Here is a 17015-nt window from a genome sequence, read left to right on the forward strand (position 1 = left end):
CGGGGTCGGCGAGACGTTCGTTCTCCCGCACCCGCATCGCACACCGATCGATCTTTTTCGGCGCGGATGTCGAGACCGGGCCTGTCGCTACGACCTTGTGCTGTGAGGCGCCCCGATCAGGGGGTCGTCGATGATGAGGAGTCGGCATGGGGACGCTGGAGAACAAGTCGGCACTGGTGACCGGCGGGTCGCGAGGGATCGGGCGCGCGATCGTGGTGAGGCTGGCCCGTGAGGGCGCGGCAGTGGTCTTCAGTTTCGTTCGCGACCAGGCGGCGGCGGAGGACGTGGTGGCCGAGGTGGCGGCCTTCGGCGGCCGGGCGATCGCCGTCCGGGCCGATCAGGGACGCCTGGAGGACCTGACGCACCTGTTCGGCGAGGTCGACCGGAACCTCGCCGGTCTGGACGTGGTGGTCAACAACGCCGCGATCAATCCGATGGGGAACATCTGCGACGCCACCGAGAGCGACTTCGACGAGGTGATGGCCGTCAACACCAAGGGGCCGTTCTTCGTCGTCCAGGCCGCCGCCGAGCGGCTCGGCGCGGGGGGACGGATCATCAACATCTCCTCTTCCGGCGCGGTGCCGGGTCTGGCCCTGTACTTCGCCAGCAAGGCGGCGCTGGAGTCGATCACCGCCGTCGCCGCCCACGAGTTCGGTCCCAGGGGCATCACCGTCAACAGCGTGACCCCTGGCGCCACCGAGACGGACATGATGCGCGCCGCGGCCGGAGAGCATCTGGAGCAGGCCATCGAGCACACCGTCTCCCTGACACCACTGCAGCGGCTGGGACGTCCGGAGGACATCGCCAACGTCGTCGCGTTCCTGGCCGGGCCCGACGCGCAATGGATCACGGGCCAGAACCTGCGTGTCTCCGGTGGCCTGACGATCTGACGGCCTCGAACTCCCGAGGCTGCGGCGAGCGGCAAAGCAGCGGGGAACCACAGGTCAATGCGCTGACCTGTGGTGGAGCCGCAACAGAGTCCCGCCGGAATTCGGGGGACGGTGCTCACCGCGCTGGATCTGTCCGGACGGGTTCCCTGGCAGCGGGAGTTCGAGGGTCACCCCGGCCCGCCGCAGGTCAGCACCACCAAGACCGTCTGGATCACTGGCGAACGGCAGGACGGGACGTGGTCTGTGAGGACGGCGCCAGGGTGGTGCGGCGCAGCACGGTCACGGCGGCGATCACGATGGCGGCCAGGAAGGTGACCGTGAAGGCGAGGGCCGGTCCGTGGGAGTCGAGGAGGAGGCCGGCGAGTGCGCTTCCGGCGGCGGTTCCGCCGTTGTTGGCCGTGGACACCCACGTGTTGGCCTCGGTGGGCGAGGAGTTCGATGCGGCGGCCAGGTCGTTCATCAGCAGGTAGGCCGTGGTGAAGAGGGGGGCGAGGGTCAGTCCCGCGACGAAGACGGCCGCGGCGGCCCTGCTCGGGGTGGCGGTCAGGCACAGCGGCAGCAATGTCAGGGCGAAGGCGATGACCAGCAGCACGAACCGGCTGGACGCGGCGCTGCGCCACCGTGTGCGGCCGTACCAGACGCCGCCGAGCGCGCTGCCCGCCGAGAGCAGCGCCAGCAGGACCCCGCCCGCGCTGGGAGAACCGGCCCGGTCCGCGATGTAGGGGAGGCCGACGTCCAGGGCCCCGACGGCCAGGCCGACCCCGGCGAACGACAGCACGATGGTCCGGATGCCCGGGAACGAGAGAGGGCGGCTGCGAGCGCGGTGCTCTTCGGAGTCGGCCGGGGTGGTGTCGCGAGTGGCCGGCGACAGGACGAAGCAGGTGCTGCCGAGTCCTATCAGCGCCATGACCGTGAGCATCGCCGTCAGTGGGGAGGCGACGGCGATCAGGCCGCCGGCCAGCAGCGGGCCTGTGGTGAACACGACCTCCTCGGTGACCGAGTCGAGGGCGTAGGCGGTCTGCAGCAACGGCCGCCGCTCGTGCAGGATCTTCGCCCACAGGACCCGCATCGTCGGGCCGAGGGGCGGGGCGAAGGCGCCGGCGAGCGCGGCGGCGGCGATGAGCACCGCGCTGTCCGCGCCTGTTTCGGCCAGCGCGACCAGCGCCGCCAGCCCGAGCAGGTACAGGGCCGTGAGCCGCCGCAGCGCGTACCGGGCGCCCCGGCGGTCGATCAGCCGCGCGCGGGCGGGCGCGAGCAGCGTCAGGGTGCACGACAGCGCGCCGCAGGTGAAGCCGGCGACGGCGAACGACCCGGTGGCGTCGCGGATCAGCAGGATCAGGGCCAGCGGCAGGGCGGCGAACGACAGCCGTGCCACGCAACTGGCCAGGAACGGCCGGCGCGCCTCACGGACGGCCAGCACGGCACGGTAGGTCGCGGGAGTGTCTTCTCCCATGTGTCTTGGTCGCCTCACGTGGTCAAGGAGTGGGCCGGGCGGGCGGGCGGGGCGGTCCGCCCGCCCGGCGGAGGTCAGGCGGCCTGGTGGTGCACCGCGGCTGCGGGGAGGGTCAGGTGCGTGCCCTCGAAGGCCGCGCGGAGGCCGCGGTCGTGGGTGACGATGACGACGGTGCCGGTGTAGGCGTGCAGGGCCTCCTCCAGTTCCTCGACCAGGGCGGGGGCGAGGTGGTTGGTCGGTTCGTCCAGGAGCAGCAGGTCGGCCGGGGCCGTGACGAGCCGGGCCAGCGCGATCCTGCGCCGCTGGCCGGTGGACAGCGTTCCGACCGGCTTGGTGAGGTCCGACGGGTGGAAGAGGCCGAGGGCGAGCAGGGTTTCGGCGTGTTCCTCCTGTTCGCCGGGGCGGCCTTCGGCGAAGGCGCGTAGCACCGGGCGGTCCGGGTGGAGCAGGGGTTCCTCCTGGCGCAGGTAGCCGATGGCGGCCGGGCGCACGACCGTTCCGTGGTCGGGGCGGAGGGTGCCGGCGATGATGTCCAGGAGCGTCGTCTTCCCTGCTCCGTTCGGGCCGGTCACCAGCAGCCGCTCGCCGTGCGCGAGCCGCAGCGACGGCACGTGCACGCGGTCGCCGAGGCGCACGCCGGTGAGTTCGAGGGCGACGGGGCTCTCGGACGCGGTGTCCATGTCGGCCATGAAGCGGAGCGGGTCCGGGGGGCGGAGCGCGGGGTCGTCGGTGAGCCGGCGGACGTTCTCGCGGGCGTTGCGGATGCGGCTCATGGCGCCGTGGGCGCGGGAGCGGGCGCGGAAGGCGCCCGCGCCGCTGAAGCCGCGCGGCAGTTTGCGCGGGATCGCGGTCAGGCGGACGGAGTTGGTGGCGGCGAGCCGTTCCTGTCGGGCCAGGTCGGCCTTCCAGGCCTCGTGCTCCTGGAGCCGGCGGGCGCGGTCGGCGGCCTTGGCCGCCAGGTACCCGGCGTAGCCGTTGCCGTACCGGGCGACCTTGCGCCGGTCGTGGTCCACCTCCAGGACGGTCGAGGTGACGCGGTCCAGGAACACCCGGTCGTGGGTGGTCATGACGACGGTGCCGGGGTGGGTGCGCAGGTGCTCTTCCAGCCAGGCGATGGCGTCGTCGTCGAGGTCGTTGCCGGGTTCGTCCAGCAGGAGCAGTTCGGGGGCGGACGCCAGCGTCGCGGCGAGCGCGAGGCGGGAGCGTTCGCCGCCCGACAGGGTGGCGAGGGGGCGGGCGCGGTCGAGCGCGGGCAGGCCGAGGCCGTGCAGGGCGAGGTCGACGCGGGTGTCGGCGGTGTAGCCGCCGCGCGCCTCGAACTCGGCCAGCAGGTCGCCGTAGGCGGCCAGGTCCGCGGGGGACGCGCCGGCCAGCGCGGCCTCGGCCCGGTGGATGCGGGCCTCCAGGTCGCGCAGGCCGGCCAGGACGTGGTCGATGGCGTCGGCGACGGTGGCGCCGGCGGGCAGGTCCAGCGTCTGGGCGAGATGGCCGACGCCGCCGGGCGCGGTGACGGCGACCGTCCCGTTGTCCGGGGACTCCAGCCCGGCCATCAGCCGCAGCAGCGTGGTCTTCCCCGCGCCGTTCTCGCCGATGACGCCGACCTTCTCGCCGGCCTTGACGGTGAAGGAGACCTGGTCGAGCACGACATGGTCGCCGTAGTGCTTGGTGACGTCGGAGAGCTGGATATGGGCGGTACGCATGGGCGCGTGACTCCTGGTTCCCGGCAGAGCCGATCGCAAGCGATGGGTGGGGAACGCGCACGCCAGGGCGTCAGCAGGAAAGGAAGGGGGCCCTGGGCGCGCGACGGGCGTGACCGGCGGAGCGGAGCTCGAACGCCTGGAGGGTCACGCCGTCAGGAATCACAGAAAGATCAGTGCCACGCCGGGGAACCTACTGCGGCTTCGCGGGCCCGTCAAGGATGATCTTCCGCCGACTGTATTGGATCGTTCAGTTCAAAACATGTTACGGTCGCCCCATGGCGCGACCGCGGAAGTTCGACGAGACGCAGGCCGTCGAGGCGGCCATGCGCGCCTTCTGGGCGCACGGCTACGAGGCGACCTCGACCGAGGAGCTGTGCGCGGCCACCGGCATCGGCCGCAGCAGCATCTACAACACCTTCAAGAGCAAGCACGACCTGTTCCAGAAGGCGCTGCGGCACTACATGGACGCCGCCAACGCGCGGACGGCCGAGCTCTTCGAGAGCGGCCTCCCCGTCCAGGAGAAGGTCGCGACCCTGTTCGCGCGGATCGTCGCGGAGGAGGCCGAGGACGGCATCGGCTGCCTGGTGGTCAACACCGGCGTCGAGCTGGCCCCGCGCGACCCCGAGGTCGCCGAGATCCTCCGGCGCGACTACCGGTGGCGGCTGGAGACGCTGCGGGCCGCGTTCGACAAGGGCCGGCGGGACGGGGACATCGCCGCGGAACGAGACCCCGTGGAGCTCGCGCACTTCGTCATCGCGACCGTCAGCGGGATGCGGGTCGCGGCGCGGTCCGGGGCCGGGCGGCCGGCGCTGGAGGCGATCGCGGCGGGCGCGCTGCACGCGCTCTGACGGCGCCGGCCGGCGGCCGTCCTCTTTTGCACGCCCTCATTTTGTACTGTCCCATCCAAAACAAGGGAGGCCACCGATGCCCCTCGCCGTCTACATGCTCGGCTTCGCGATCTTCGCCCAGGGCACCTCGGAGTTCATGCTGGCCGGCCTGCTCCCCGACATGGCCGCCGAGCTGCACGTGTCCGTCCCGACGGCGGGCCTGCTGATCGCGGCGTACGCGCTCGGCATGGTCGTCGGCGCGCCCGCGCTCGCCCTCGCCACGCTGCGCTGGTCCCGGCGCAGCGCGCTGCTGCTCTTCCTGGCGGTGATCGTGCTCGCGCACGTCGCGGGCGCGCTCACCCCCGGCTACGGCCCGCTGCTGGCGACCCGGCTGATCGGCGCGGTCGCCAGCGCCGGGTTCTTCGGCGTCGCGGCCGTCGCCGCGGTGGACCTGGTCCCGGCGGACGCGCGGGGCCGGGCCCTGGCGATCGTCATCGGCGGCATCACCGTCGCGACCGTGTTCGGGGTGCCGGCGGGCACCTTCCTCGGCCAGTACCTCGGCTGGCGGGCCGCGTTCTGGACGGTCGCCGCGCTGTCGGCCCTCGCCGCCGCCGGGGTCGCGCGGACGCTGCCGGGCGGCCGTCCCGACGCCGCGGCCCCCGGGCTGCGCGCGGAGTTCCGCAGCATGGCGAGCCCGGGCCTGTGGGCCGCCTACGGCACCTCGGCGCTGTCGTTCAGCTCGATGATGGCGACGTTCAGCTACCTCGGCGCGCTGCTCACCGGCACCACCGGCCTCGCCGAGAAGTGGGTCCCGGCGGTGCTGGCGCTGTTCGGCGTCGGCTCGCTGGCGGGGATCGCGATCGGCGGCCGGGTCGCCGACGCCCACCCCGTCCGCACCCTGACCGCCGGGATGACGGGCGTGGCGGTGACGTCGGCGGCGCTCGCGCTCACCGCCGGGCACGCGGCGGCCGTCGTGCCGCTGGTGTTCCTGCTCGGCGCGTTCGGCCTCGCCACCAACCCGGCGGTGAGCGTGCGGGTCTACGCCAACGTCGGCGAGGTGCGGACGCTGGCGGGCGCGACGGTGACGTCGGCGTTCAACGTCGGCAACACGCTCGCGCCGTGGTTCGGCGGGCTGGTCATCGGCGCCGGGTTCGGATACCCGGCGGTCGCGTGGGTCGGCGCCGCGATGGCGGCGGGCGCCCTCGGGACGGTCGCGCTCGGTGTCGCGCTGGACCGCCGCCAGGCCGCCGCGCCCGAGCGGGTGCTGGTCGACGCCTGAGGCGGCGGGGCGGCCCGGTCGTCCCGGGCCGCCCCGCCGGGGTCCTACCCGAGGTGGCAGTTCGCGGTGGACGTCTTGGCGGCGTCGCTCTCCGACGTCGCCGTCAGCGCCAGCCGCGCCTTGCGGTCGGCGCCCGCGCCCGGCTTCGCCCACACCTGGACGGCCGTCACCCCGCCCGCCTTCGCCGTGGCCAGCTCGTTCGGCACCCACGTCGTCCAGCCCTTGCCGGGCACCGCCGCCTTCAGCCGGTACACGTCCGAGGCGGTGCGGCCCTCGCCGCCGCTGCCGGTGTTGCGCAGCAGCATCGTGCACTTCGCCCAGCCCGACCCGGCCGGGCGGGCCGCGCCCGGGGTGAGCCGCACACCGCGCCGCTGCGGCCCGGCGCCGTCCAGCGAGCGGATCGCGACGGTGTAGGACAGCACGCCGCGGCGATCGCGCTTGAGGTCCAGCACGTAGAAGTGCAGCCGGTTGGCCTCGTCGACGTACTCGTACTGGCTGCCGGAATTGGTGCCCGCGTGGAAGAGGGCGTCCGACAGCTGCCGGTAGTCGCCGATCGTCATCTTCTGCGGGGTCCCGTCCGGGCGGACGAAGTCGACCTTGTCGATGTCCTGCGGGTTCGCGTCCTTGATCCAGATGAAGGGGGCGCTGTCGCGGTCCTTGGTCTTGGCCAGCAGCACCCCCGAGTCGGGCGTGAAGGAGTCGAAGCCCATCCGGTCCACGACCTCGATGGTGTAGTTGTCGTACTTGCCGCCGTCACAGCGCGGGTCGGTGGCGGTGTCGCAGGCCGGGCTCTTGTCGCCGCCCTCGCCGAGCTTGAGGTTGATGCCCGCCAGGTCCCTGGCGCCCGGCCGCACCGAGCGCGCGGTGACCCTGGCGACGACCATCCCCGACGAGGCCAGCCCGGCGCGGTCGAGCTGCAGGACCTTGGCCGGGTCGACGATGCCGAGCTTCAGCTTGTTGCGCAGCATGTGCTGGGCGCCCATGGACGCGCCGCCGGTCGCCGGGATCGTCCAGCGGCTGTGCGGGCCGCCCGGCCCGTTGAAGCTGCCCCGGCTGAGCATCTCCCACGGCCCCGAGTAGGAGCGGCGCGGCGGGACGCCGTAGGGGTTGTTGTAGTTGTCGCCGATGCCGAGGATGTGGCTGAACTCGTGGGCGAAGACGCCCATGCCGGAGCTCTCGGCCTGGGTGGAGCTGCCCGTCACCGCGTTCGGCCAGAGCGTCGAGCCGGCCTGCCACGACGTCCAGTCCACGTACCGGGTCTTGACCCAGTTCGGCAGGGCCGGGTCGCCGGAGCCCCACTCGGGCGGGACGTCCTCCTTGTTCTGGAACTTCATCTGCCCGAACTCCTGCCAGGTGGAGCTTTCGTCCTGGCCGGCCGAGAGGAAGAAGACGAAGTCGAACTTCTTGGCGGTCTCCTCGCCGACGTCGGCGATCCACGCGGCCCGCGCGTCCTTGCGGATGTCGCGGTGGCAGGTGTCGCCGGCCGGGCAGCCGGTGCCTTGCTGGAAGTCGTCGACGCCGTACTCGTGGTCCTTGGCGGGCATCCGGTAGGCGCCGAACGCGGTGAGGTCCACGCCGTAGCGGCCGGCGGAGTCCTCCATCCAGTACTCGTGCAGGGTGTGGCCGTGGTTCAGCTGCTGCGGCTTGTTGAGGAAGTCCTGGTAGAACCCGGCGACCTTGTCGCGGGGCACGCCGCCGACCAGGGAGGGGTTGCCGAAGATGGTGGAGTTCTTCGGCTTGGTCACCACGAAGTCCTGGTTGGGGTAGTCCACCAGCACGACGGCGCCCTTGAAGTTCTTCACCGACCCCTTGACTGCGGGATCGGCCCACGAGGTGCCCGGGATCTTTTTGTAGTCGTCCCAGGTCATGGTGTCGGGCAGCTCGTAGTTCTGCGGGTCGATCGGCCGCGGCCCGCCGGCGGCGAAGGTGCGGACCTGCTGGCCGCGCTGCCAGGGCTGCGTCTGCGGCCAGTGCCGCATCTGCCAGGGATTGGAGGTGGGCTCGGGAATGGGGGGCTTGGGCTGGGCGGCGGCCGGGAGGCCCGCCAGGCCCACGGTCAGCGTGATCGCCGCCGCGGTGGCCAGCACTCGCTTTCCAAGGCGCATGGTTCCCCTGTCTCGGTGGTTACCGAGACGGTAGGAAGGGCGCGCTCACAAGATCAACGGCTGAACTGGACGAGGCTCGCCGCAGGACGCTGGCAAGCCCCGCCCGGTTGGCCGGCCGGCTAGCCGAGCAGGTCGCGCTCGGCGACGACGATGCCGTCCTCGTCGCTGTAGAGCCGGTCGCCGGGGCGGAACTCCACGCCGCCGAAGGTCACCGGCACGTCCACCTCGCCCGCGCCGTCCTTGGCGCTCTTGCGCGGGTTGGAGCCGAGCGCCTTGACGCCGAGGTCCAGGGTGCGCAGCACCGCCACGTCGCGCACCGCGCCGTTGATGACGACGCCGGCCCAGCCGCCCGCCACCGCCGCCGCCGCGATCATGTCGCCCATCAGCGCCGACGCCAGCGACCCGGCGCCGTCCACGACCAGCACCCGGCCCTCGCCGGGGGTGTTCAGCAGCTTCTTGACCAGGCCGTTGTCGCGGAAGCAGCGCACGGTCACGACGGGCCCGGCGAACGCGGCGCGGCCCCCGTACTGGCGGAACTGCGTCTCGCAGGAGCGCAGCTCGTCGCCGAAGTCGTCGATCAGGTCAGCGGTGGCGAAGTCCATGCGCCAAGCCTACCGAGCGGTAACTCTTGATCGAGTACCTGACAGCCGGTCGCGATCTTCGATAGAAAGCAGTGCGCCCGCCCCCTGGAGGTCCCCATGTCCGCCGTCCCCGTCTTCGAGCCCCTGCAGCAGGGCGATCCGCCGCTCATCGGCGGCTACCGGGTGCTGGCCCGGATCGGCGCCGGCGGGATGGGCCGCGTCTACCTGGCCACCACGCAGAGCGGCCGCCGCCTCGCCATCAAGGTGGTGCGGCCCGAGTTCGCCGACGACCCCGAGTTCCGGCGCCGCTTCCAGCAGGAGATCCTCGCCGCGCAGCGGGTGCAGAGCCTGTACACCGCGCCGGTGATCGACGCCCATCCCGACGGCCCCGCGCCGTGGCTGGCGACCGCGCACGTGCCCGGCCCGTCGCTGGCCCAGGCCGTCGCCGACCTCGGCCCGCTGCCGGCGGAGACGGTGCGGGTGCTGTGCGCCGGGATCGCCGAGGCGCTGCAGGCCGTGCACGCCGCCGGGGTGATCCACCGCGACCTGAAGCCGTCCAACGTGCTGCTCGCCGCGGACGGCCCGCGCGTCATCGACTTCGGCATCGCGCGCGCCGCCGAGACCACCCCGCTCACCCGCACCGGGATGCGGATCGGCTCGCCCCAGTTCATGGCGCCCGAGCAGGCCCTCGGCCGCCCCTCCACACCGGCGCTCGACGTGTTCGCGCTCGGCTGCGTGGCGTTCTTCGCCGCCACCGGCCGCACCCCGTTCGGCGACGGGCCCGACACCGCGGTGCTGTTCCGCATCGCGCACGAGGAGCCCGTCCTGGACGGCTGCCCCGAGGACCTGCTCCCCCTGATCACGCGCTGCCTGGACAAGGACCCCGAGGCCCAGCCGACGCCGCGCGAGATCCTGGACGAGCTGGTACCGCTGGACGCCGCCCCGGCCCCGGCCGACTGGCTGCCCGCCGACATCACCCGGCGGCTGCCCGCCTACGCGGCCGAGGCCCCCGCCGGCCCGCCGCCGGGCCCGCCCACCGGACCGCAGGGCGTGCCGGCCGGACCGCAGGGGGCGCCCGCCGGGCCGCCCGGACCGCCGCCGAGGGCGCACGGCGCGCCGATGCCGCCCGGCCCGCCGATGATCTCCAGCTCGGCACCGCCGCCCGGCGGGCCGCCGCGCTACCTGCCGCCGCCGCATCCGTCCGCGCGGCCGGCCGGCAACAAGGGGCTGCTGATCGGCGGCGGTGTGGTCGCGGCCGTCATGCTCCTGCTGCTGGTCGTGATCGTCATGGTGAACGCGTCGGGCCCGTCCGAGCCCGCCGGCGCCGCCAAGGGACCGCAGGCGCACACCACCGCCACCGGAGGACCATCCGGCGACACCAAGTCGACTGGCCGGCGGCTCGGCCACTACACCGGCATCAACCTGAGTAACCGATATTCGATCAGCTTCACCGACGACCCGAAACACCCCCGCCTCGCCTCCGACTCCGAGGGGGACCTGCGCTACGACAGCTCCTACCTGTGGGGGGACCGGCTCGCGGTCCTTCCCCCGGGGCAGCCGGGCAACTACGAGGCGTGCCGCGACAACACCCGCTACACCGCCTACCTCGGCCCGGAGTACCTGATCAAGGGCAAGCTGATCTGCGTCACCACCGAGAGCGGCTTAACCGGCCTCGTCAGGCTCACCGGGCGCGATGACTCGCCCAGCCTCTATCTGACCTTCGACCTCACCGTCTGGCAGGGCGTGCCGCCCACGCCCGGCAACTGATCACGTCGTCACCGGCGCCGACGGCGACGTCCCCGACGGGGTGTCGATCGGCCGGCCGATCAGCCGGGACAGCACGATCGCGGTCTTGGTCGCGGTGATGTTGTCCTCGCGCCGCAGCCGCTCCAGCACCTGCTCCAGGTGCTGGATGTCGCGGGTGCGCACGTGCACGAGCGCGCTCGCGTCGCCGCTGACGGTGTAGGCGGCGATCACCTCCGGGTGCTTGCGGATGCTGGAGTAGATCTCCTCCGGGGACGTGGCCCCGGTGCAGAAGATCTCGATGAACGCCTCGGTCGTCCAGCCGAGCGCGGCCGGGTCGACGATCGCGGCGAAGCCGGTGATCACGCCGTCCGCGCGCAGCCGGTCGACGCGCCGTTTGACCGCCGGGGCCGACAGCCCGACCACGTCGCCGATCTGCGCGAAAGAGGCCCGCCCGTTCTCCAGCAGCTGCGCAACGATTCGACGGTCAAGTTCGTCAAGACGCAACAAATAACACCCCCAAAGTCGTCTTTCGTCATTGGTCGCCGATAGAACCCGAACATACGCTGTGTTGTGGATCGCCGCCCACCAGTTGCGCGCGGTCCGTCTCCCCCCTCGGCACCGGCCGACCGCCGGTGTTGCCAGCGATCCCGGCTCCGGCCGGGCCGTCGTCCGAAGGAGCGCCGTGTCCCGAACCGAGCAGCTGCGGGCCCTGTCCGAAGCGCACAGCGCGCACAACTACCACCCGCTGCCGATCGTGGTCGCCGAGGCCGAGGGAGCCTGGCTCACCGACGTCGAGGGCCGGCGCTACCTGGACATGCTGGCCGCCTACTCGGCCGTCAACTTCGGGCACCGCAACCCCCGCCTCACCGAGGCCGCCCGGCGGCAGCTGGACCGGGTCACCCTGGTCAGCCGCGCCTTCGACCACGACCAGTTCGGGCCGTTCACGACCGAGCTCGCCGAGCTGTGCGGCAAGGACATGGTGCTGCCGATGAACAGCGGCGCCGAGGCGGTCGAGTCGGCGCTGAAGACCGCGCGCAAGTGGGGCTACGAGGTGAAGGGCGTGCCCGCCGGGCAGGCCAACATCATCACCTTCGAGGGCAACTTCCACGGCCGCACCACCACGATCGTCAGCTTCTCCACCGACGCCGAGGCCAAGGACTCCTACGGCCCGTACACGCCGGGGTTCCGCACCGTTCCCTACGGCGACGCCGCGGCGCTGCGCGCGGCCATGGACGACGACACCGTCGGCGTGCTGGTCGAGCCGATCCAGGGCGAGGCGGGCGTCAACGTGCCGCCGAGCGGGTTCCTGCGCACCGTCCGCGAGCTGTGCACCGAGTTCGGCGCGCTGATGATGGCCGACGAGATCCAGTCGGGCCTCGGCCGGACCGGCACCACGTTCGCGGTCGAGCACGAGGGCGTCGTCCCCGACGTCTACATCCTCGGCAAGGCCCTCGGCGGCGGCATCATGCCGGTGTCGGCGGTGGTCGCGGACGCCGATGTGCTCGGGGTGTTCAAGCCCGGCCAGCACGGCTCGACCTTCGGCGGCAACCCGCTGGCCTGCGCGATCGGCCGCGAGGTGATCGCGATGCTGCGGACCGGCGAGTTCCAGGAGCGCTCCCGCGAGCTCGGCGCGCACATGCACCGGCGCCTCGGCGCGCTGCCCGCCGACCTGGTGCGCGAGGTGCGCGGCCGCGGCCTGTGGGCCGGCGTGGAGCTGCCCGGCCGGGCCCGCCCGGTCAGCGAGCGGCTGATGGAGCTCGGCGTGCTGGCCAAGGAGACCCACGAGACCACGCTCCGCCTCGCCCCGCCGCTGACGATCAGCCGCGCGGACCTGGACTGGGCGCTGGACCAGCTGGAAATCGCTCTCAAAGGGTGAAGCCCGGCCCAAGTGACTCGCCTGGCGGCTCGCCCCTTGACCGTGCTCGGGGCGAGTGCGGCATCGCACTCGCGTGATCCCTGAGGTCACTGCGGGATCGCCCCCATAGACCGGGGGCCGCCGATCAACGGCGCTCGGCGGCTCCCCTTTTGTTGCGTTCAGGTTCGGGCGGTTGCGGGACGACACGCGCGTTCCGCCCTGCGGCCGGTGGGCGGCCCGGGCTTTCACAATGATCAACATGTCGTCCGCCTCCTCTGCCGGGCCGCGGATCGCGGTCGTCGCCACCGCCGCCGGCGGGCCCGGCCCGCTGGACCGCCTGCTGCTGTCGCTGGCCGCGCAGACGCTGCCGCCCGCCGGGGTGCTGGTGGTCGACCAGGACGGCGATCCCGCCGTCGCGGCCCTGGTCGCGGAACGCGCGCGGACGCTGCCGGTGCGGCGCGTCGCCGCGCCGCCGGGGATCCCGGCCGGGCGCAACGCCGGGCTGCGCGAGCTCGGGCTGGTCGATCCGGCCGCGGGCACGCCGGCGTCCGGGCTCGGCGTGCTGGAGGCGATCCTGGCGGCCGAGGACGTCCGGCCCCGCCCGGCCGCCCCCTTACCGCCGGACGCGCCGGACGCCGTGGTGTTCCCCGGCCCGGCCGCCTGGTATCCGCCCGAGGCGTTCGCCCGCGCCGCCGAAGCCCTCGCGCAAGGCGCCGACGTCGTGTCGGGGCGGCTGCTGAACGCCGGCGAGGCGCCCGCGCTGCGCGCCCTCGGCGCCGGCCCCGTCGACCGGCGCACCGTGTGGACGCGGACGGCCGCCGGGACCTGCTTCTTCACGGCGGGGTTCCTGCGCGCGGCCGGCGGGTTCGACGAGGAGCTCGGCACCGGCCGGCAGCCGGTGGCCGAGGCCGATCTGCTGCTGCGGGGCCTGCGGGCCGGGCGGACGCTGGTGTTCGATCCGCGGGTCCGCGCCTGGCAGGACGCCGCCGCGGCCGGCGCCCCCTCCCCCGCCGAGGCGCGGCTGGCCGGGCGCGGCACCGGCCGCGTCTACGTGCGCCACTACAACGGCTACCACTGCATGTGGCTGGTCCTCCGGCCGCTCGCCGCGGCGGCGCTGGCGGCGGCCCGGGGCCGCCGGCCGGACGCCGTCCGGCATCTGCACAAGGCCGCCGGCCGGGTGGAGGGCCTCTACGGGGTGCTGCTCCCCGGCGCCCCGGCTTAGGGTCCTGCGCCTTTCGTGATTCAGGTCACCCCGAAAGGGGAACGCCTGAAAAATGTCATCGGTCCGGAATAGTCTGCATGGACCAATCCGAACCGACCATGAGATGTGCGATGTCCAGACCCCTCACGCCGCTGGCGCTGACCGTGCTGCGGATGCTCTGCGACCAGCCGATGCATCCCTACGAGATGCAGCAGCGGATCCGGGACCACTGCTACGACCTGGCCGTGAAGATCACGCACGGCGCGCTGTACCACTCGGTGGAGCGGCTCGCCGCCACCGGGCTGATCGAGCCCGTGGAGACCAGCCGGGAGGGCCGCCGGCCCGAGCGGACCGTCTACGCGGTCACCGACGCGGGCCGCGACGCCGCGCACCTGCGCCTGGCCGACCTGCTCGGCAGGCCCGCCGAGGAGTACCCCCTCTACGGCACCGCGCTGGCGTTCGTGAACCTGCTGCCCGAGCAGGAGGCCGCCCGTGAGCTGCACCGCCGCGCCCTGGCGCTGGAGGCCAGGCTCGCCGGGCAGCTCACCGCGTGGGAGTCGCTGCGCGAACGCGGCATCGAACGCTACAAACTGCTCGACCTGGAACTGGCGATCGCCCAGGTGCGCACCGAGCTGGAATTCACCCAAGGCCTGGGGGCCGACCTGCGCACCGGCCGGCTGACCTGGAAAGACGACGAGGACATGACCTCCTGCCGCTCATACCCCGAGGAGACCCCGTGACCAAGTGGCGCGGAAACCCGTGGGCGATCCTGATAACGCTCTCCCTCGGGTTCTTCATGACCCTGCTCGACCTGACGATCGTCAACATCGCCATCCCGAGCATGGTCGACAAGCTGCACGCCTCGCTGGACGAGGTGCTGTGGATCACCAACGCCTACATCCTGGTGCTGGCGGTCCTGCTCATCACCGCCGGCCGCCTGGGCGACCTGTGGGGCAAGAAGAACCTGTTCATCGCCGGCGTCACGCTGTTCACGCTGGCCAGCCTCGCCTGCGGCATCTCCCAGGACCCCGCGCAGCTCATCGCCGCCCGCGCGGTGCAGGGCCTCGGCGCGGCGCTGCTGATGCCGCAGACCATGTCGATCATCATCGGCACCTTCCCGCCGGAGCGGCGCGGCGCCGCGCTCGGGGTGTGGGGCGCGGTCGCGGGCGTGTCCACGATCGCCGGCCCGACCATCGGCGGCCTGCTGGTCAGCTGGCTGGACTGGCGGTGGATCTTCTTCGTGAATCTGCCGATCGGCATCCTGGTGCTGGCCATGGCGGTGCCGATCCTGCCGGCGGTGCAGCGCGGCGTGCGGCACCGCTTCGACATCCTCGGCGTGCTGATCGCCTCGGCGTCGCTGTTCTGCCTGGTCTTCGCGCTCACCGAGGGCCAGAAGTTCGACTGGAACGCCTGGATCTGGGGCCTGTTCGCCGCCGCCGCCGTACTGTTCGCGATCTTCCTGGCCTACCAGCGCACCCAGCAGGACAGCGAGCCGCTGGTGCCGTTCTCGCTGTTTCGCGACCGCAACTTCGCGGTGCTGAACTTCGTCGGCGCGGCCGTGTCCGTCGGCATGATCGGCATGTTCCTGCCGATGTCGTTCTACCTGCAGTCGGTGCTGCACTTCAGCGCGCTGAAGGCGGGCCTGGTCATGGCGCCCTCGTCGGTGGTGTCGATGTTCCTGGCGCCGATCGCGGGCAAGCTGTCGGACCGCTTCGGCGGCCGGTTCATCCTGATGGGCGGCCTGGTCCTGTACGGGATCGGCATGGTGTGGGTGATCGCGATCGCGGACGTCGGCACCTCCTGGGTGAGCTTCCTGCCCGCGTTCATCGTGACCGGGATCGGCATCGGCGGCGTGTTCGCGCCGATGGCGACCGAGGCCACCCGCAACGTGCCGCCGCAGCTCGCCGGCGCCGCGTCGGGCGTCAACAACACCGTCCGGCAGGTCGGCTCGGTGCTGGGCAGCGCGATCGTCGGCGCCGTCCTGCAGAACCAGCTCGCGTCCGCGCTGCGCGACCAGGCCACCGAGCGGGCCGCGGCGCTGCCGCCGCAGGCCCGTGAGGGGTTCGTCGCGGGGATCGCCAAGGCCGCCGAGGGCGGGCTGGAGGTCGGCGCGGGCCAGCACGGCGCGCAGTCCGTTCCGCCGGGCACCCCGCCCGACCTGGCGCACCAGCTGCAGCAGCTCGCCGGGCAGGTGTTCGCGCACGGGTTCGTGGACGCCATGAAGCCCACGATGATCGCCCCCATCGTGATCATCTTCCTGGGGGCGGCGGCCTGCCTGGCCGTCAAGGGCTACCGCACCCCCGCCCGGGCCGACAAGGGCGCGGCCACGTCGGTGGACGTGGCCGGCTAGCCGCCCAGCGCCCGGTAGCCGCCGGTGTAGAAGATCAGCGGCTTGCCGCCGGGGTCGGGGAGGTCCAGCGACAGGACCTCCCCGACCACGATGCTGTGGTCGCCGGCCGCGTGCACCGCGTGCGTCCGGCACTCCAGCGCCGCGACCGCGCGGGTGAACACCGCCGTGCCCGTCGCCGGCCCGCGGTGGTAGGACCAGCCGTCCAGCTGCCCCTCCAGCGGCCGGCCCCGGGTCGCGAACCACTGCGACTCCTCGCGCATCCCCTCGCCGAGCACCGACACGCCCCAAAAGCCGCTCCGCAGCACCATGTCGTGGAACCGGGCGATCTTCTCCACGCAGATCATCACCAGCAGCGGCTCCAGCGACACCGAGGTGAAGGCGTTCACCGTCATCGCGTGGTCGACGCCGTCCACGACGGTGGTGACGACCGCGACACCGGTCGCGAACCGGCCGGTGACCTGGCGGAACAGCGCGGGATCCACGGAACCGGGGATCAGGGAGTCATCGTTCACGGCGCGCCGAGCCTACCCACCGGTGCGGCCGCCGCCCGCGGTCAGCCCCCGGGTCAGCCACTCCCCGGCCGGCCGCCGGGACGGCACCAGCGCCGCGCCGGCCACCGCGGCCACCATCCCGCCGACGATGAACACATAGCCCGCCGTGGTGCCCGGCACCACCAGGTCGCCCTCGGCGCGCTTGGTGGACATGACGAACACCACCGCCATCCACGCCGCCGCCGGGATCACCGCGCCCAGCCGCCCGCCCATGCCGCGGCCCGCCAGCCACACCAGCGCGAGGTTCAGCACGATGAGCGCGACCGACGCCACCGGCAGCCCCGCGGGCTGCCAGTCCTGCGCGAACGAGCCGAGCACGCCGACGACGCCGCCGAGCAGGGCCAGCGCCGCGTACGCCGCGCCCGTCACGAACGCCTCCACCGGCCCCTCCCCGGCCGGGGCGGTGCCCGCCGCCGTCAGCCCGGGCGGATCGTCTGCCTCCGGCGCCGGGGGCGCCTCGCCGTCCTTGTCCACGGA

Annotated in this window: 15 protein-coding genes; 8 read left to right on the forward strand and 7 right to left on the reverse strand. The window is 73.0% G+C overall.

Annotated features, from left to right (window positions below; genetic code table 11):
- Positions 1–146: 146 nt before the first annotated feature.
- The gene (locus ACRB68_RS09175) at positions 147–890 is read left to right on the forward strand and encodes an SDR family NAD(P)-dependent oxidoreductase (protein ID WP_153531681.1); all 744 of its coding nucleotides are present in this window, start codon (positions 147–149) and stop codon (positions 888–890) included.
- Between the two features lie 211 nt (positions 891–1101).
- On the opposite strand, the gene ACRB68_RS09180 is transcribed toward ACRB68_RS09175, so the two are convergent.
- Both ACRB68_RS09180 and abc-f read right to left on the reverse strand, forming a co-directional pair.
- Positions 1102–2343: an MFS transporter gene (locus ACRB68_RS09180; RefSeq protein ID WP_153531682.1), complete on the reverse strand. Its 1242-nt coding sequence runs from the start codon at positions 2341–2343 to the stop codon at positions 1102–1104.
- Between the two features lie 74 nt (positions 2344–2417).
- A complete protein-coding gene (gene abc-f, locus ACRB68_RS09185; RefSeq protein ID WP_153531683.1) occupies positions 2418–4043 on the reverse strand; it encodes a ribosomal protection-like ABC-F family protein in 1626 nt (541 codons plus the stop codon).
- 275 nt (positions 4044–4318) lie between these two features.
- Here abc-f and ACRB68_RS09190 point away from each other — a divergent pair, with 275 nt between their 5' ends.
- Together ACRB68_RS09190 and ACRB68_RS09195 are read left to right on the forward strand one after the other, a co-directional pair.
- Positions 4319–4891 (forward strand): TetR/AcrR family transcriptional regulator, encoded by a 573-nt coding sequence (locus ACRB68_RS09190; RefSeq protein ID WP_153531684.1) that lies wholly within the window; start codon positions 4319–4321, stop codon positions 4889–4891.
- A gap of 76 nt (positions 4892–4967) precedes the next feature.
- On the forward strand, positions 4968–6149 hold the full coding sequence (locus ACRB68_RS09195) for a Cmx/CmrA family chloramphenicol efflux MFS transporter (protein WP_153531685.1): 1182 nt from the start codon (positions 4968–4970) through the stop codon (positions 6147–6149).
- Positions 6150–6193: 44 nt separating this feature from the next.
- Here the strand turns inward: ACRB68_RS09195 and ACRB68_RS09200 are convergent, their stop codons facing one another.
- Together ACRB68_RS09200 and rraA are read right to left on the reverse strand one after the other, a co-directional pair.
- Positions 6194–8236 (reverse strand): M6 family metalloprotease domain-containing protein, encoded by a 2043-nt coding sequence (locus ACRB68_RS09200; RefSeq protein WP_328593953.1) that lies wholly within the window; start codon positions 8234–8236, stop codon positions 6194–6196.
- Between the two features lie 137 nt (positions 8237–8373).
- Positions 8374–8856 carry a ribonuclease E activity regulator RraA gene (gene rraA / locus ACRB68_RS09205; protein WP_153531687.1) on the reverse strand — a complete coding sequence of 161 codons (483 nt, stop codon included), beginning with the start codon at positions 8854–8856 and terminating at the stop codon, positions 8374–8376.
- Positions 8857–8952: 96 nt separating this feature from the next.
- On the opposite strand from rraA, the gene ACRB68_RS41965 reads away from it, so the two are divergent.
- Positions 8953–10602, forward strand: coding sequence for a serine/threonine-protein kinase (locus tag ACRB68_RS41965; protein WP_153531688.1), 1650 nt, complete (start codon positions 8953–8955; stop codon positions 10600–10602).
- On the opposite strand, the gene ACRB68_RS09215 is transcribed toward ACRB68_RS41965, so the two are convergent.
- Positions 10603–11085 (reverse strand): Lrp/AsnC family transcriptional regulator, encoded by a 483-nt coding sequence (locus tag ACRB68_RS09215; protein ID WP_153531689.1) that lies wholly within the window; start codon positions 11083–11085, stop codon positions 10603–10605. It abuts the gene before it with no gap.
- Between the two features lie 178 nt (positions 11086–11263).
- Between ACRB68_RS09215 and rocD the strand changes: the two genes are divergently transcribed.
- From rocD to ACRB68_RS09235, 4 genes are all read left to right on the forward strand, one after another.
- A complete protein-coding gene (gene rocD, locus ACRB68_RS09220) occupies positions 11264–12457 on the forward strand; it encodes an ornithine--oxo-acid transaminase (RefSeq protein WP_328593954.1) in 1194 nt (397 codons plus the stop codon).
- A 238-nt stretch (positions 12458–12695) separates the two neighbouring features.
- A complete protein-coding gene (locus tag ACRB68_RS09225; RefSeq protein ID WP_153531690.1) occupies positions 12696–13658 on the forward strand; it encodes a glycosyltransferase family 2 protein in 963 nt (320 codons plus the stop codon).
- A gap of 110 nt (positions 13659–13768) precedes the next feature.
- Positions 13769–14377, forward strand: a complete 609-nt coding sequence (locus ACRB68_RS09230) for a PadR family transcriptional regulator (RefSeq protein WP_194293221.1) — start codon at positions 13769–13771, stop codon at positions 14375–14377.
- Positions 14374–15987, forward strand: coding sequence for an MFS transporter (locus ACRB68_RS09235; RefSeq protein ID WP_328593955.1), 1614 nt, complete (start codon positions 14374–14376; stop codon positions 15985–15987). Before ACRB68_RS09230 ends, ACRB68_RS09235 begins: the two co-directional genes overlap by 4 nt.
- Here ACRB68_RS09235 and ACRB68_RS09240 read toward each other — a convergent pair.
- Both ACRB68_RS09240 and ACRB68_RS09245 read right to left on the reverse strand, forming a co-directional pair.
- Positions 15984–16499: a flavin reductase family protein gene (locus ACRB68_RS09240; RefSeq protein WP_328593956.1), complete on the reverse strand. Its 516-nt coding sequence runs from the start codon at positions 16497–16499 to the stop codon at positions 15984–15986. The genes ACRB68_RS09235 and ACRB68_RS09240 overlap by 4 nt on opposite strands.
- Positions 16500–16511: 12 nt before the next feature.
- The gene (locus tag ACRB68_RS09245) at positions 16512–17012 is read right to left on the reverse strand and encodes a DUF6113 family protein (RefSeq protein ID WP_153531692.1); all 501 of its coding nucleotides are present in this window, start codon (positions 17010–17012) and stop codon (positions 16512–16514) included.
- Positions 17013–17015 lie beyond the last annotated feature (3 nt).

This window comes from Actinomadura macrotermitis (assembly GCF_009604375.1).
GTDB lineage: Bacteria > Actinomycetota > Actinomycetes > Streptosporangiales > Streptosporangiaceae > Spirillospora > Spirillospora macrotermitis.

Coding starts and splice junctions, on each gene's coding strand:
- ACRB68_RS09175 (WP_153531681.1), top strand. CDS start 147: ATGGGGACGCTGGAGAACAAGTCGGCACTGGTGACCGGCGGGTCGCGA.
- ACRB68_RS09180 (WP_153531682.1), bottom strand. CDS start 2,343: ATGGGAGAAGACACTCCCGCGACCTACCGTGCCGTGCTGGCCGTCCGT.
- abc-f (WP_153531683.1), bottom strand. CDS start 4,043: ATGCGTACCGCCCATATCCAGCTCTCCGACGTCACCAAGCACTACGGC.
- ACRB68_RS09190 (WP_153531684.1), top strand. CDS start 4,319: ATGGCGCGACCGCGGAAGTTCGACGAGACGCAGGCCGTCGAGGCGGCC.
- ACRB68_RS09195 (WP_153531685.1), top strand. CDS start 4,968: ATGCCCCTCGCCGTCTACATGCTCGGCTTCGCGATCTTCGCCCAGGGC.
- rraA (WP_153531687.1), bottom strand. CDS start 8,856: ATGGACTTCGCCACCGCTGACCTGATCGACGACTTCGGCGACGAGCTG.
- ACRB68_RS41965 (WP_153531688.1), top strand. CDS start 8,953: ATGTCCGCCGTCCCCGTCTTCGAGCCCCTGCAGCAGGGCGATCCGCCG.
- ACRB68_RS09225 (WP_153531690.1), top strand. CDS start 12,696: ATGTCGTCCGCCTCCTCTGCCGGGCCGCGGATCGCGGTCGTCGCCACC.
- ACRB68_RS09230 (WP_194293221.1), top strand. CDS start 13,769: ATGTCCAGACCCCTCACGCCGCTGGCGCTGACCGTGCTGCGGATGCTC.